Genomic DNA, 13,959 nt, shown 5'->3' with positions numbered 1-13,959 from the left:
GTTCATCCCCCCTTATTTATTGAGATGCTTTAAAAGGGATTCGAATGTTTTTTCATCCCCTTTAAAAGGAATGCATACTTTTATCGCTTGACCTTTCCCATTTCTGTAATCTTCAACGTTAATATGTATCCCTTTCTCCGGATCATAATCTAGTCTCCACCTAACTTTCTCGTCCGCAGACATCCTACCAATCACTTTTCCATATCCTTTGCTATATAAGTTGAATTTTTGTTTTACATCCAGATGATTACCTGCCAAGCTATACCGTATCAGCTCGTATCCAGATGAAAACAGAAACAAAAAAATCAGAAATTCTTTATTGCAACTTATATAGTTTTCAATCTCCCTATTACAGGTTTAGAATTTGATCCTAAATCACCTACAATTTCCAATGCAATGTTTCTTGCTTGTTCAAATGTATCTACTTTTGGGAGTATCACCTCTTTTCCAACAGCTAAAATTTTAGAGTCTATCTTTACAGCAATTTTTTCTCCAACCTTAGACAATTTTATAGCACCATTTAACAGCTTACCAGTCGGAATAAAACTTAAAGCCGCAATAACTTTATCAATTGTATCAGCGCTGGGATTCAATAAAGTTTTAATATCATCCCCAATAATAAAATCGAAACCTAATTTAGCAATTTCTTTTAAAGATTTTTCTACTTCTCCCCATGTAGAATCTTGAGAATGAACCTTGTTTTCCAATGCCTTATACTTATTTTCAATCACTGTCTTTTTATCATAGTAATTTTTTTGTTGCAACATATGCTCAATAGCGTTGTAAGTGATTTTACCGGCTATCCCATCAACTTCTAGTCCGTTTGCTTTTTGAAAACTTCTTACTGCTTCTGTTGTTTGTTTACCGTAAACACCATCAATTGTTCCAATGTTATATCCTAGTCGTTGAAGTTTAGTCTGCAAATCTTTCACCGCTTGTCCCCGGTTTCCTTCTCTAAGTGTCTGACCAGTCCAACGGTCATTGCTGTTCGATGAGTTTGATTGTGCTGTTGTTGTTTCTGTTCTAACATACCTTTGTAAAGCTTGATAAGTTTGTTTTCCTGCAATTCCGTCTGCTGTAATTCCAACCTTCTTCTGAAATTCCTTCACAGCACTTTCTGTATTGCCTCCATAAACCCCATCGATTCCACCAGGATTAAATCCAGCCTTGTAAAGCCAAGATTGCAGCGTCTTCACATAATCACTCTTATCTCCTCTTTTTAGCGTTTGCCCACTCCATAAATCATTTGTGTAGTTAGAAGGATACGTGACTCTACCGACACCATCTACAGCGTACACCTTCAATCCTCCTCGTCATTTTTTGCTTATCATCATATCAAATAACAATCAAAAAAAAATGTCGAAACATGTCGCAATAAACAAAAAATCCCCTGCCAAGTAGCAGGGGGGGTATTTCACACGCAACTTTTGCCCAACACGAATCAAGTCTGGATTTTTAATATTACTAAGCTTCACTAAATTTTGCACGGTTGTTCCATACTTCTTTGCAATTTTAGTTAGGGCATCACCCTTCTTCACAATGTAATGCTCAACTTTTTCTGTTTTAAAAGGCACTTTTAATACTTGTCCCTCCAGAATTAAAACAGCTTGTCGACTTTGTCGACAAGCTGAAACGACCGCATATGCAGTCGCTTTTATCGTGACTAAATATTATGGAGACGGTGGGAGTCGAACCCACGTCCAGAGATATCGCCACTTAAGCGTCTACGAGCGTAGTCGGTATATTTACGTTTCGCTGCATCTTCCGCCTACCGACAGGCATCCGAGCAACTAGTCTGATTGTTCTCTTCCCGCGTCCTCAGACGGCGGACTTGGGCGTAGCCCACTTGTTATGAACCCCTAGGCCGCCACATGGGCGATGGCGGTAGGAGCTAGCCGCATAAATTAAGCAGCTAAAGCGTAGTTTTCTTTGCCAGTTATCTTTAGGTGACGTTTTTACGAGGACGATCCCCTCGGCTCGCAGCTTAAGCTCGATCTACCCCTGTCGAATCCGTAACGTCCCCGTATAAGAGAAACGTACGAAGGAAGCTTAAGCTTTCGTAACTGGCTGACACGTCTTATTATATCACATTTCATCTGTTTTGCAATTGTAACATATTGGATTATTTCTGACGTTCGCGGAAAGCGCGTTCGACTTCGCGTTGGGCTTCTTTCTTTTTCATATCTTCTCGTTTGTCGTATTTTTTCTTTCCTTTTCCAACACCTAACAACAATTTCGCAAAACCGTCTTTTATATATAGCTTGAGCGGGACAAGTGTATAGCCTTGTTCTTTCGTATAACCGATCAACTTATTAATTTCGCGGCGATGAAGCAATAGTTTACGCGTCCGCAGCGGATCATGGTTATAACGGTTGCCTTGCTCGTACGGGCTAATATGCATATTATGCAAAAATACTTCCCCTTTTTCCACTTTCGCAAATGAATCTTTTAAGTTCACCTTGCCGGCGCGGATCGACTTAATTTCCGTTCCTTGCAACACAAGTCCTGCTTCGTACGTTTCTTCAATAAAATAATCGTGGTGCGCTTTTTTATTTTGCGCAATGAGTTTACCTTCCCCTTTTGGCATTTGTTTCCCTCCCTTCAGACAACGAATATTTTAACAAAAATGATAAGAAAGGAAAAGCCTCCGTTCTTGAGGCTTTTCTTATCGTTTTTTCTTTTTCTTCTTTTTCATGTTTGGGATGTCTTCATAAAACTTTTTACTTTTCTTCGTTTTTTTCGTCGGCCATTGTTCTTCTTTTTTCTTTTTCCGCTTTCCTTCAATGACGACTGGAGTAGCTTTCGGTCGTTTGTTTTTTCGCCCTTTCATGCCGACAATCTCAAAATCAACGATGCGTTCTTCTTTATTGACGTTAATGACACGCACCGTAATTTCGTCGCCGATGCGGTACACTTTCCCCGTCCGTTCACCAATCATTGCATAATGTTGCTCGTCGTAATGGTAGTAATCGTCTGTTAAATAGCTGACGTGCACAAGCCCTTCGACTGTGTTTGGCAGTTCGACAAACAGTCCAAAGTTTGTCACCGAGCTAATAATGCCGTCAAACTCCATGCCAATTTTATCTTCCATAAACTCTGTCTTTTTCAAGTCATCCGTTTCGCGTTCTGCTTCTACCGCGCGACGCTCCATATTTGATGTATGCTCCGCAATTTCAGGCAGCTTCTCCGCCCATTTTTGCTGCGTTTGTTCATCCATTTGCCCATGAATTAAATACGTGCGAATAAGGCGATGAACAATTAAGTCTGGGTAGCGGCGAATCGGTGATGTAAAGTGCGTATAAAACTCCGTTGATAGTCCATAGTGACCGAGACTTTCGGCGTCATAACGCGCTTGCTTCATCGATCGAAGCATGACGGTTGATACGACCATTTCTTCTGGCTCGCCACGTACTGCTTCCAACACTTCTTGCAAAGCACGCGGATGAATTTGATTGCCCGTTCCTTTGACGACATAACCGAAGTTTGTAATGAACTCTAAAAAGCGTTGCAATTTCTCTGGTTTCGGATCTTCATGCACGCGATAAATAAATGGGACATTCATCCAATGAAAATGTTCGGCAATTGTTTCGTTCGCTGCTAGCATAAATTCTTCAATTAGTCGTTCGGCAACGGAACGTTCACGCAAGATGACATCATAAGGCTTCCCATTTTCATCGACAAGCACTTTTGCTTCTTTAAAATCAAAATCAATTGCACCGCGTTTCATTCGTTTATTTCGTAAAATATCCGCTAATTGTGCCATTAACTCAAACATTGGCACAAGCGAAGCATATTTTTCTCGCAGTGCTTCGTCACGATCAACGAGAATGCGGTTTACATCAGAATATGTCATGCGTTCGGTTGTGCGAATGACGCTTTGGAAAATTTCATGGCTTACCACTTCTCCGCGATCGTTAATTTCCATTTCACACGATAACGTTAACCGATCGACTTTCGGATTGAGCGAGCAAATGCCGTTCGACAAACGATGCGGAATCATCGGAATGACGCGGTCAACTAAATAAACGCTCGTTCCGCGCTCATATGCTTCGCGGTCAATCGGCGACCCTTCTGTAACATAATGACTGACATCAGCAATATGAACACCGAGTTTATAGTTTCCGTTTTCTAATTTCGTTACAGTCACTGCATCGTCTAAATCTTTTGCGTCTTCCCCGTCAATAGTGACGATCACTTCATTGCGCAAATCACGCCGTCCTTGTAAATCTTCTTCCGAAATCGTATCTGGAATGCTGTTCGCATGTTCAAGGACGTCTTCTGGGAATTGAAGCGGCAATCCATGTTTATGAATGATCGATAAAATATCGACCCCCGGATCGTTTTTATGTCCTAAAATTTTAATAACTTCCCCTTCCGCACTAATGCGTCCTTCCGGATACGTCGTTAAGCGGACGACGACTTTATGCCCTTCGACAGCACCGTTTGCGGCATGTTTTGGAATAAAAATGTCGTTGACGATTTTTTTATCGTCTGGAATAACAAAGCCAAAGTTTTTGCTTTCTGTATACGTGCCGACGACTTCTGTAATGCCCCGCTCAATAATGCGGACGATCGTCCCTTCTTGACGCGCGCCTGTTGGCTGTCCGTTCACGCGCACAAGAACGGTGTCGCCATGCATCGCATTTTTCAATTCCGACGGTGGAATAAAAATGTCATCAAGCGTTGGATCTTCTGGGACGACAAACGCAAAACCTTTCGCATGACCTGTCACTTTGCCGCGAATTAAGTTCATTTTTTCAGGTAGCCCATAACGATTGCTTCTCGTCCGGACGATCAATCCTTCTTCTTCAAGCGCAACGAGCGCTTTCACAAGTTCTTTAAATTCGGCAGCGTCCGTAATATGAAACGCTTCTTCTAATTCTTGCACCGTAAGCGGTTTATACGCTTCATCACGCATAAACGATAATAATTTTTCCTTCATTTACTTCCTCCTTTCGAGGATTACCAATCTAATGATTCTAAAAATGCATAAATGTCTTCATGAAGCTGTTCTTTTTCTTTATCAAGCGTAATGACGTGTCCTGACTCCTCATACCATTTTATTTGTTTGATCGGAGATTCAACGCCGTTATAAATAATATTTGCACTATCTGGGTTAATCATGTCATCATGACGCGCTTGTACAACAAAAACAGGCGCATAAATGAAATCTAAATGATCGCGCACATCAGCAATGAGTTGTTGCAGTGCTTTCAATGTTTTCATCGGCGTTTTCGCAAACTCCGCCATTTCTCGCTCGATTTGCCCCTCGCCTTTTCCTTCTCGCTTTTTATATTCGCGAGCGTATGCTAAAACTCCTTCATACATCGTCTGTTCGCTTTTGATATACATCGGGGCACACATCGGCACGATGCCAACGACAGGAACAGTATAGCCAAGTTTTAACGAAAACACACCGCCAAGCGATAATCCAACAACAGCGATTTTTTCATGGGTTTGTTTTAAATATTCGTAAGCGTTTATCACATCTTGCCACCAATCTTCTGGACCGGTATGAACGAGCTCCTCTGGCGGCACGCCATGTCCTTTATAAATGGGCGCGTGGCACGTATATCCTTTTGATTGTAAAAAACGCCCAAGCATCCGCACATCGGCAGAATTCCCTGTAAATCCATGCAATAATAAGACAGCGCGTTCACCAGCTTCAAAAGTAAACGGTTGTGGTGCAACAAGTTTCACAAATGATTCCTCCTTTCTCCACGAAAAAAGCGATCCACATCGCTGGACCGCTGTTACAGTTCAAAATAAGTGACAGCTACTGTTAATACGAAAAACAACACCGCAAGCACAACAGTCAGACGGTGTAACACCGCATCAATGCCGCGCGCTTTCTGTTTGCCAAACAATTGCTCGGCACCGCCGGTAATCGCACCAGAAAGCCCTGCACTTCGACCCGATTGCAATAAAACAACCGCAATGATTCCAATACAAACAATTACAAGTAACGTAACAAGAAACGCATGCATACTTTACACCTCCAACGACGCACATCACAATAGTTTTATTTTAGCATAACACTATTCATTTGTACAACGGACGAAAAGATACAGGATAAAACTTTATCAAAAACATTAGACAAATCATATGCTAAAAAAACACAGAAAGATTGCAAAATTTGTCAAAAACATCTCGTTGTCCCCCCCCCCATAAATCTCATGTTACAGTAAATGTGTGAAAACTGAGATGATTTCGTCATATGAGGAATGGAGGAACGAGGAATATGTCTTTTTGGGGTTCATTAAATAAATGGGGGCATTCAGTCAGTAAAAAGATCGAACAGACGACGAAACATGTTGCCAACGACTTCAAAAAGGTAGAAAAGACCATACAACAAATAGAAAAGAAAGCGACATCTGTCTCTAAACAAATCGTAAAAGATACGATTCAAATTAGCCAAAAAGCAAAAGAAGCTTTTCAACAAGCAGAGAAACAAATGGAGAAAGCAGGAAAACACATCACCAATGATATAAAAAAAGCAGAAAAATCCGTACATCAAACGATCAACCATGTAGAAAAGAAAGTGGAGCAAATAACGAAACAGGCGATCAAAGACACGCTACATATTAGTCAGAAAGCGCAAAAAGCGTTTCATGAGGCGGAAAAGAAAGCCGAACGAGTGACGAAACATATCGTTCATGATGTAAAAAAAGCGACATCTGAAGCTGTTCGTTCTGTTAAACAAACGTTGAAAGATACAGAAAAAACGCTTGAACACGGTGTTCACCAACTAGAAAAGAAGACAGGACTTGCTGTTAAACAATCTGCTCATGATATAATGAACATAGGACAACGTGCTGAAAAAACTGTTCTGTCCGTAGCGAAACATACAGAACAATCACGGCACAGCTTTAAGAAACATCCGATCGAAAGCACAAAAGAGTTTGTCACAGGTGCAGGCGATGCAGCGTTATCGGATATGACGTTAAACGTTGTACAAAAGCGCTCAGATTACAGGAAACATCCGACAGCGTACAAAGCAGGACAAGCATTTGGACATGCGGTAGCAACCATCGCAGGTGTAATGGAGACGACAGGCTCCGTTGCCATTGGTGCAGGCGGGGTGTTGCTTAACGCCACAGGAGCAGGGGCAGCTTTTGAGATTGCGAAAAACGGAGGAAAGCATTCAGGGTTTTATAAACAATATGTTAACAAGTCTGACGACGAAATTCGCAGAGGAATTCAATCAATTGAAAAGCAAATAGAGGAGCATCGGAATAAAATTAAGGGTCTTCACCATTTTCTGTGATTTCCACTCAATCCCAGAAACATGTTAGCTGGATGAAATGGGTTCATCAGTCAAGATCCTTCTTCCGCATACAGACCGTGAAGTTGGTAGAATGGAAACAGTCAAGTGCTTTCCTTGACGGGTTCCATTCTACCAACTATCATACCGATAGCGGAAGAAGGGAGCGCTTAGGCAGCCTGACTACCTGTAGTGTTCCCTGTACACTCCAGAAATACACGCAAACGAAACCGTTCTCGATTTCGATAGCCATATGCTCGGCGTTTGATGTTTTTGATCTTGTGATTCGTCCCCTCGATTCGGGCATTGGTATATGGGTACAAAAAGTAGGAAAGAATCGGCTCCTTCCACCTTTCAAGCGTGTTGGCTACTTCCTGAAAAGAAGCAAAAGGGCTCTGTTTGGCTAACTGAATCCATTCTTCCAAGCGTTCCTTTGCTTCGTTATATCCATCGGTTCGGTAAAAATCTCTAAACAACTCTTTCAGATAATAGGCAATGGAAAGTACCGGATACTCCTCCAAGATATCGTCTAATCGACGCCGTTGATCTTTACGAAGCTTTTCACAGCCTTTTAAGAGAAGATATCGAGCCTTCTTCAATGGAGAACATTCCTTTCTTGCTTGATCCAAGGCTTGTGTCACTTTTTGAACCACATGGTACTTATCGATGACAATCGAAGCAGATGGAAACAGGGCACGAACCGCCTTATGATAAGGTTCCCACATGTCGAGAATCACCGTTTGGACCCTTTCTTTCGACAGGACATTCTGGCTCAACAAGTGGATGGCGGAGTTACATTGGCGATCGGCATGCATTCCCATGACCGATCCAGCTTTTAGCGTCCATCAATACGGTTTCATACTGATGTCCCTTTTTTACCGCGATTTCATCTAAGCTAAGCACCATCCCTTCCTGACAAGATGCCTCCGTTGCGGTTTGGCGCTCTTTTGCTTTTTTTGATGCGATGGAGTAGTAGATGCGTTCCAATGTCGTATATGGGATGCGCTGCTTTCGACTAACATCTTGAATGGTGGAGCCTTCACAAAGTTCATACAAGTGCTCACAAAATCGATTGGTGTAATGTTGATTGGGCTGAATCGATTCCAAAGAGGCAGAAAACACGTGGGAACAATTCCAGCACCGATAGCGCTTTACCTTGACGAACAAGTACACCGGCTGATGGAAAATCGCCAAATCCCGTACTTTTCTTGTCCGTCTGTCGTGGACAGAGGAAGTGGCAAACCCACAATGAGGGCAGCGTTCCTGTGTCTCTGTTTTCTCTACATGAATCGCATAACCATAGGAATGAAGTTCTTGTTTAATCACTTTAAATTCTGGCAATCCTAGTGGTATCGAAAGCACTTACGAGACCTCCTTAATGTTGATTTCACCACTAACATTATTGCCAGGATCTCGTCAGCGCTTTCTCTTTTTTGTCACTAAATCACAAAATTTGGTGATGAACCTCAAAATTAATGCTTCCAATTCAGCTACCGTTGGCATTCTTTCTAAATCTTCTTGATAAATTTTTTTGATTTCTAAGAGCGTATCACTTAACAAATCGATTGCATCATCACTTAAAACAACTGTTTCCTTGTTCTTTATGCTTTCCCAAAATGACATTGTATCACCAACCATACCATCTTATTACTACTTTTTCTTGAGTCAATAGCTTATCTAAATTGTTATAAAAAGACGACACTGCTATAAAGCAAGCAGGTCGCCTAGATTGGTTCTATCGTACTGTTTGCTTTTGCTTTATTTTTTCAAACCAATTTTCTGCAACATCCAAATATGGTAAAACATTCTTAGCTATTCGAATAAATTCTGTTTCCTCTAAATTTTGGTTTTCGTTATCGAATTTAAACCAATCTTTATCTCCATTTTTATTATTCATTATTCTAAAACGATTGTTTAAGTGAAAAGCATTCATCTTTTGAAATGGTCGAACTATACCATCAACTATCACGTTTCCTTCCTCATTAACCCTTGCTACTCCAGCTTCTATTATAAATCCTCCTCCCCATTTATCAAATTGAAACGATAGCAAATAACCTAACTGACCTTCTTGCTTCCTAAAATGAGGAAAAGCCCCTTTAAATCCCCTGTTTCTTAATTCTGGGACTACTATTTTCTTTAAAGCACCGACCATTTTATCCTTATTAGATAATATAAAGATCCCCCCCTTTACTTGTTAAATTTGAAATAATTTAATACAGTACGTGCCATTAAAGCAAAATAGGATTCAAGCTGGGTGTCTGAATTCTATTTTGTCTACAACAGTCTGATACTCAAACCATCTTAACTGATTTTGAGTCTATATGACATAAGTAACTATGAGCAGTATTTAAAAATATCTAGATGGTGCCGCAGTTGGTCAAGCATATACGGTAATGTAGAAATGTGTATATGCAGACTGCTACTAAAAAAATCCTCGCTGTGTAAATCCTTAAACTGAACCTGAACAATTCCTCCTCCACTATTGTAGATTTGCACTACAACATTTAGTTCCTTAGATTCTGAATGAAAAACTGCTTTACCTTCTTGTTCTCTGTATATTTTCTTTAAACTTTCATAGAAATGAAAGATATCATGATTGTCAAAATGAAAGTGAACCGTTTCAGCTATAAAGCCACTACCTTTTAGCTTTACTTTTCCTGTAAAGTAGCATCCACCAAAAAACGGATCCCCTTCATTTTCAAAGTCCGTGATAATTAGCTCTAGGCTTCGATCTGCGTCTTCCTCACATACAAATACTTTCATGCTTTGCATCCTTTCTACCAGTTATATTCGTTGCTTATATGGCTCATAGTGGAAATGACGTACCCGTTTGGTTCTCTTATTATATACAACTGTTAACTGATATTTTTTATACTTGTAATTTCTGGGATCGCCTATGGAATGTCTTGCTTTTTCTAACTTATGCATGGTTATAGTATATTTATTATAGCCTTTAGCCCCATCTCTGGATTTCTTACCATAGACAATTGCTCTTGCTAAAATCTGTCTCGGAACATAGCGGTCCGAATTTTGCATATGTTTAAACGCCGTGCTATCAAATATCATTTTTTTAGCAATTGGCTTCACTTTATAAGCTCGATATAGTGCCTTACCTGCTTTGAATCCAACTCCCCCGATAAGCCCTACACCTACAGCAATTGCCGCAGCCTTCCATCCAGCTTTTTTAAATGCCTTATATCCATCATAAACCGCAAACCCTGCATTGATGGCCAGCCAGACCCAATGCCCATCCGGATCCACCAACATCACCAGATTGTTGTTCGCATACGCATACCCATTCTGCGTGGGAATATCACCCGCATCCCCTGAGTCTGGATCCAAGGAAGGGAACACACCGTGCCCTAGACAATAAGAAAGCTGCTTAACGGAACCCCATAGGACAAAAAAACAGAAGGACGAATTTGCGTCCTTCTGAAGAAAAATTTTAAACTGTCAATCTGGTGAAAAATGATTCAACTTTGATAATATTTTAGAGCTATTCATTATGCCTCTCTTAATTTTACAGAGGTATAACGCTTTGAATTTTTCTCGTAAAGCGCTATTTCATCATCACTTATCCACATTAAATGACCTAAAAACCTATCGTAAATAAGTTCATCGGGTTCAGTTGACACTATTTTTTTTTCAAGTAATACTTTATCTTTTCTATCTTTAATCACCATCTTTATTGTAAAATCATACAGATCGTGATTACAATGTACCTCAGCTTTGTATTTTTTATTTGGACTTAATTTAGGCTTGTTCCAAATAAACTCATTAATATAGTTTAACTCCTTTACTCTCTCATAAGCTTCTTGAAAAGGATTAGGATCCCAATTTTTTCCTCTAATAACAAAATCGAGGCTATTTTTCAACAGTTCTAGGATCTCTATTTTTTTTTTGTTATCTGGATACTCTAGAAATTCTTGAATATTATATGGCACTAAGACTTGACAAAAACCATCAAAACATCCTAATAGTTTCATCTCGGGGTAATTACCACAATGGAAATTTAACTGCCTACAATCAGCGGTTTTATATTTTTTATCAAAGACCCGTTCATACAATTTGGTAATACATCTAGTTTGAAAAGAAAAACTTTTTTTAACGTCGGATATCCCTTCTTCTCCTAATAATAGAAATGTTTTCAGTAACATAGCTTACCCCTTTCTTTATGTTATCACGGTCTGACATGAAGATACATATTACCCCCAGCTTTTCTCACTGCATAAGCTCTTCCTCTCTCCCACTTTAGAGCTTTCTCTCTTCCATAAATATTTCTCTTAACAATCCGAGCATAGTATCTTTGATACCCCGCTTTTTTATTCCACTTATTGACCTGACGGTTAGCCCTAGGTGATGTACCGTTTTTGTTTAGCTTAGCACCACTAATACCTACTTTAACTATACGTTTTTTACCGTTAACTATTTCATAAATTTCATACCCATGATGAATCCTCTTTGAGAATCGACTATTACCATGCACAGCTTTAATAATTTTACTAGCAGCTTTGAACTTGCCACCAAAACCAACAAAATTGATAGCCGCCGCAGCTGCGACACCTGTCCATCCTTTTCCCGACTTGTACGCCTTATACCCATCATACGCCGCGAATCCCGCATTAATCGCCATCCACACAAAGTGACCATCCGGATCGATCATCATCACCGGATTGTTGTTCGCATACGCATACCCATTCTGCGTGAGAATGTCATCCGCATCCCCTGGGTCTGGGTCTAAAGATAGGAACACGCCATGCGTTGGATGATAGTACCGGGCGATCAGATTGTTTTCTGCAAAGAAAAAATACAGAGTTTCGCAACGAAAAGTGCAGAGAATTACAACTTGACATGGAGCCTCTGGGGGCGTGATGAAAAAGCCAGGAAGCCAGCAATATCAAGGGCTGGCTATGCCTAAAAAGGCTATCACGCCCCCCTCTCCATGTAAAGTTGGCCTAAGCCAAATTCTCTGCAGATCTCTGCATTTTTATTTTGCAATAAACAGATCAGATAGTACAGACCCGTTTCGTTGTCATATTGGTATCCCGCATATCGGTATGGGTTTTCGTCGGCCATCTCACCCGATTGAGAAAGAAGCTGGCCCCATGTGTCGTACTCGTAACGAGCCACCACATTTCCTTGCGCATCGGTTAACGCGATGACATCGCCATGCGCGTTGTAGTGGTAGAAGTACGTCGCCCCGCCTTTTTTCATCGCCAACAGCTGGCTATTTTCTCTGTATACATATGATTTTAACAGAGCTTCACTGACTTTGGTTCCATAGGGAGCATACTAGTCTTATTTCCTTTTTTATATCAGTGGTCTAACTAAAAAGACGACAACGCTATAATATAAAATAAGCGTGTCGTCAAATTTATTCTATCGTACGGTTTGCTTTTGTTTTACCTTTTCAAACCAATCGTCTGCAACATCTAAATAGGGTAAGACATTCTTAGCTATTTCGATAAACTCTGCTTCTTCTAAGTTTTGTGTTTCGTTATCGAATCTAAACCAATCCTTATTCCCATTTTTATGTTCCAAAATTCTGAAGCGATTGTTTAAGTGAAAAGCATTTAACTTTTGAAATGGACGGCTGAGATTATCAATCTTTACAGTTCCTTCTTCATTAACTTTCGCTACCCCAATCTCTATTAAAAATCCTCCTCCCCATTTATCAAATTGAAACGATAATAGATACCCCAGCTGCCCCCCTTGTTTCCTAAAATGAGGAAAGCTGCCCTTAAATCCCCTCCTTTTTAACTCTGGGACTACTATTTTCTTTAAAGCACTAATCATCTTATCTTTATTAGACATAAAATCGCTCCTTACTGGTTAAAAACTTTCACGGTGTATGCTATATGATATACCATGCTTCTTTAAAAGCTTTCTAAGACTTCTACTTGGACCTACTTTACCAGTTCTTGAACTTACATAGAAATTCCAGTGCACCCTTTTCACTTTCCTATTTTTTAATAACCATGTATCTTTTGCAACCTGTGCCCTTGTGAAAATGGAAGCTGAGACTCTTCCTACTTTAACTTCATGTAGTGTACCATTTTTTACAATATCTGCTCGTCTTTTTGTTTTGCCGATATTAAATATTCTTTGGAGATGCGCTGGTTTAGCTCCTAACCTTCTAGCAAGATATTTCTCAGCAGCTAATCCAGCTGACCTAGCTACCTTTAATCTTCCTCCACCAACAAAACCGAACGCAGCGGAAAACGCGACACCTTTCCATCCTTTTCCTGATTTATACGCCTGATATCCTTCATACGCCGCCAATCCTGCGTTAATTAACAACCAAGGAAAATGCCCATCCGGATCGACCAACATCACTGGGTTGTTGTTCGCGTACGTATAGCCGTTCTGCGTCAAGATGTCATCTGCATCGCCAGGATCTGGATCCACGGACAAGAACACGCCATGAGTCGGGTGGTAATAACGGGCAATGAGGTAGTACAATCCGGTCTCTTCATCACATTGATATCCCGCATAGCGATACGGGTTTTCGTCTGCTAGGGAGCCCGTTTCGGAACGAATTTGACCCCATGTGTCGTACTCGTAACGAGCGACCACGTTTCCTTGCGCATCGGTTAAGGTGATGACATCCCCATGGGCGTTATAGTGGTAGAAGTACGTGGCACCACCTTTTTTCATCGCCAACAGCTGGCCGTTTTCCCCGTATATATACGATT

At 40.6% G+C, this 13,959-nt stretch carries 13 protein-coding genes, 1 other RNA gene and 4 pseudogenes; 1 reads left to right on the top strand and 17 read right to left on the bottom strand.

The window, feature by feature from the left end; genetic code table 11:
• Positions 1–12: 12 nt before the first annotated feature.
• From HNQ82_RS14620 to secG, 7 genes and pseudogenes are all read right to left on the bottom strand, one after another.
• Positions 13–213: pseudogene (locus HNQ82_RS14620) on the bottom strand (peptidoglycan-binding protein); the annotation flags it as partial.
• Between the two features lie 113 nt (positions 214–326).
• The gene (locus tag HNQ82_RS14710; protein WP_343053489.1) at positions 327–1,298 is read right to left on the bottom strand and encodes a peptidoglycan-binding protein; all 972 of its coding nucleotides are present in this window, start codon (positions 1,296–1,298) and stop codon (positions 327–329) included.
• A 372-nt stretch (positions 1,299–1,670) separates the two neighbouring features.
• Positions 1,671–2,023: a transfer-messenger RNA gene (gene ssrA / locus HNQ82_RS11500) on the bottom strand.
• 99 nt (positions 2,024–2,122) lie between these two features.
• On the bottom strand, positions 2,123–2,587 hold the full coding sequence (smpB, locus tag HNQ82_RS11495) for an SsrA-binding protein SmpB (protein WP_003399367.1): 465 nt from the start codon (positions 2,585–2,587) through the stop codon (positions 2,123–2,125).
• A 78-nt stretch (positions 2,588–2,665) separates the two neighbouring features.
• Entirely contained in the window at positions 2,666–4,942 is a 2,277-nt protein-coding gene (gene rnr / locus HNQ82_RS11490; protein ID WP_183249749.1) for a ribonuclease R, read from the bottom strand.
• 20 nt (positions 4,943–4,962) lie between these two features.
• Complete coding sequence (locus HNQ82_RS11485; protein WP_183249747.1) at positions 4,963–5,700, bottom strand: alpha/beta fold hydrolase; 738 nt, start codon at positions 5,698–5,700, stop codon at positions 4,963–4,965.
• Between the two features lie 53 nt (positions 5,701–5,753).
• Positions 5,754–5,987 (bottom strand): preprotein translocase subunit SecG, encoded by a 234-nt coding sequence (gene secG / locus HNQ82_RS11480; protein ID WP_004892478.1) that lies wholly within the window; start codon positions 5,985–5,987, stop codon positions 5,754–5,756.
• Between the two features lie 254 nt (positions 5,988–6,241).
• Here secG and HNQ82_RS11475 point away from each other — a divergent pair, with 254 nt between their 5' ends.
• Entirely contained in the window at positions 6,242–7,267 is a 1,026-nt protein-coding gene (locus HNQ82_RS11475) for a hypothetical protein (protein ID WP_183249745.1), read from the top strand.
• Between the two features lie 167 nt (positions 7,268–7,434).
• Here the strand turns inward: HNQ82_RS11475 and HNQ82_RS14745 are convergent.
• From HNQ82_RS14745 to HNQ82_RS14590, 10 genes and pseudogenes are all read right to left on the bottom strand, one after another.
• Positions 7,435–8,626 (bottom strand): annotated as a pseudogene (locus HNQ82_RS14745) (ISL3 family transposase).
• 54 nt (positions 8,627–8,680) lie between these two features.
• A complete protein-coding gene (locus tag HNQ82_RS11465) occupies positions 8,681–8,902 on the bottom strand; it encodes a hypothetical protein (protein ID WP_183249743.1) in 222 nt (73 codons plus the stop codon).
• Positions 8,903–8,999: 97 nt separating this feature from the next.
• Positions 9,000–9,416: a DUF4304 domain-containing protein gene (locus tag HNQ82_RS11460; RefSeq protein WP_221261151.1), complete on the bottom strand. Its 417-nt coding sequence runs from the start codon at positions 9,414–9,416 to the stop codon at positions 9,000–9,002.
• Between the two features lie 182 nt (positions 9,417–9,598).
• Positions 9,599–10,027, bottom strand: a complete 429-nt coding sequence (locus HNQ82_RS11455) for a WapI family immunity protein (RefSeq protein WP_052009605.1) — start codon at positions 10,025–10,027, stop codon at positions 9,599–9,601.
• A 21-nt stretch (positions 10,028–10,048) separates the two neighbouring features.
• A complete protein-coding gene (locus HNQ82_RS14595; protein ID WP_052009606.1) occupies positions 10,049–10,606 on the bottom strand; it encodes an RHS repeat-associated core domain-containing protein in 558 nt (185 codons plus the stop codon).
• 161 nt (positions 10,607–10,767) lie between these two features.
• Complete coding sequence (locus HNQ82_RS11445; protein WP_081207811.1) at positions 10,768–11,421, bottom strand: hypothetical protein; 654 nt, start codon at positions 11,419–11,421, stop codon at positions 10,768–10,770.
• Between the two features lie 23 nt (positions 11,422–11,444).
• Positions 11,445–12,050 (bottom strand): annotated as a pseudogene (locus HNQ82_RS11440) (RHS repeat-associated core domain-containing protein); the annotation flags it as partial.
• 218 nt (positions 12,051–12,268) lie between these two features.
• Positions 12,269–12,514 (bottom strand): annotated as a pseudogene (locus HNQ82_RS11435) (RHS repeat domain-containing protein); the annotation flags it as partial.
• A 129-nt stretch (positions 12,515–12,643) separates the two neighbouring features.
• Positions 12,644–13,078 carry a DUF4304 domain-containing protein gene (locus tag HNQ82_RS11430; RefSeq protein WP_183244703.1) on the bottom strand — a complete coding sequence of 145 codons (435 nt, stop codon included), beginning with the start codon at positions 13,076–13,078 and terminating at the stop codon, positions 12,644–12,646.
• Positions 13,079–13,096: 18 nt separating this feature from the next.
• The coding region (locus HNQ82_RS14590; RefSeq protein ID WP_281380824.1) for an RHS repeat domain-containing protein at positions 13,097–13,959 on the bottom strand (863 nt) is incomplete at its 5' end.

The organism is Anoxybacillus tengchongensis, assembly GCF_014201585.1.
In the GTDB taxonomy this organism is placed as follows: domain Bacteria; phylum Bacillota; class Bacilli; order Bacillales; family Anoxybacillaceae; genus Anoxybacillus; species Anoxybacillus tengchongensis.
Note: the sequence above shows the minus strand (reverse complement) of the source record. Positions and strands in the feature narration are given on the sequence as shown.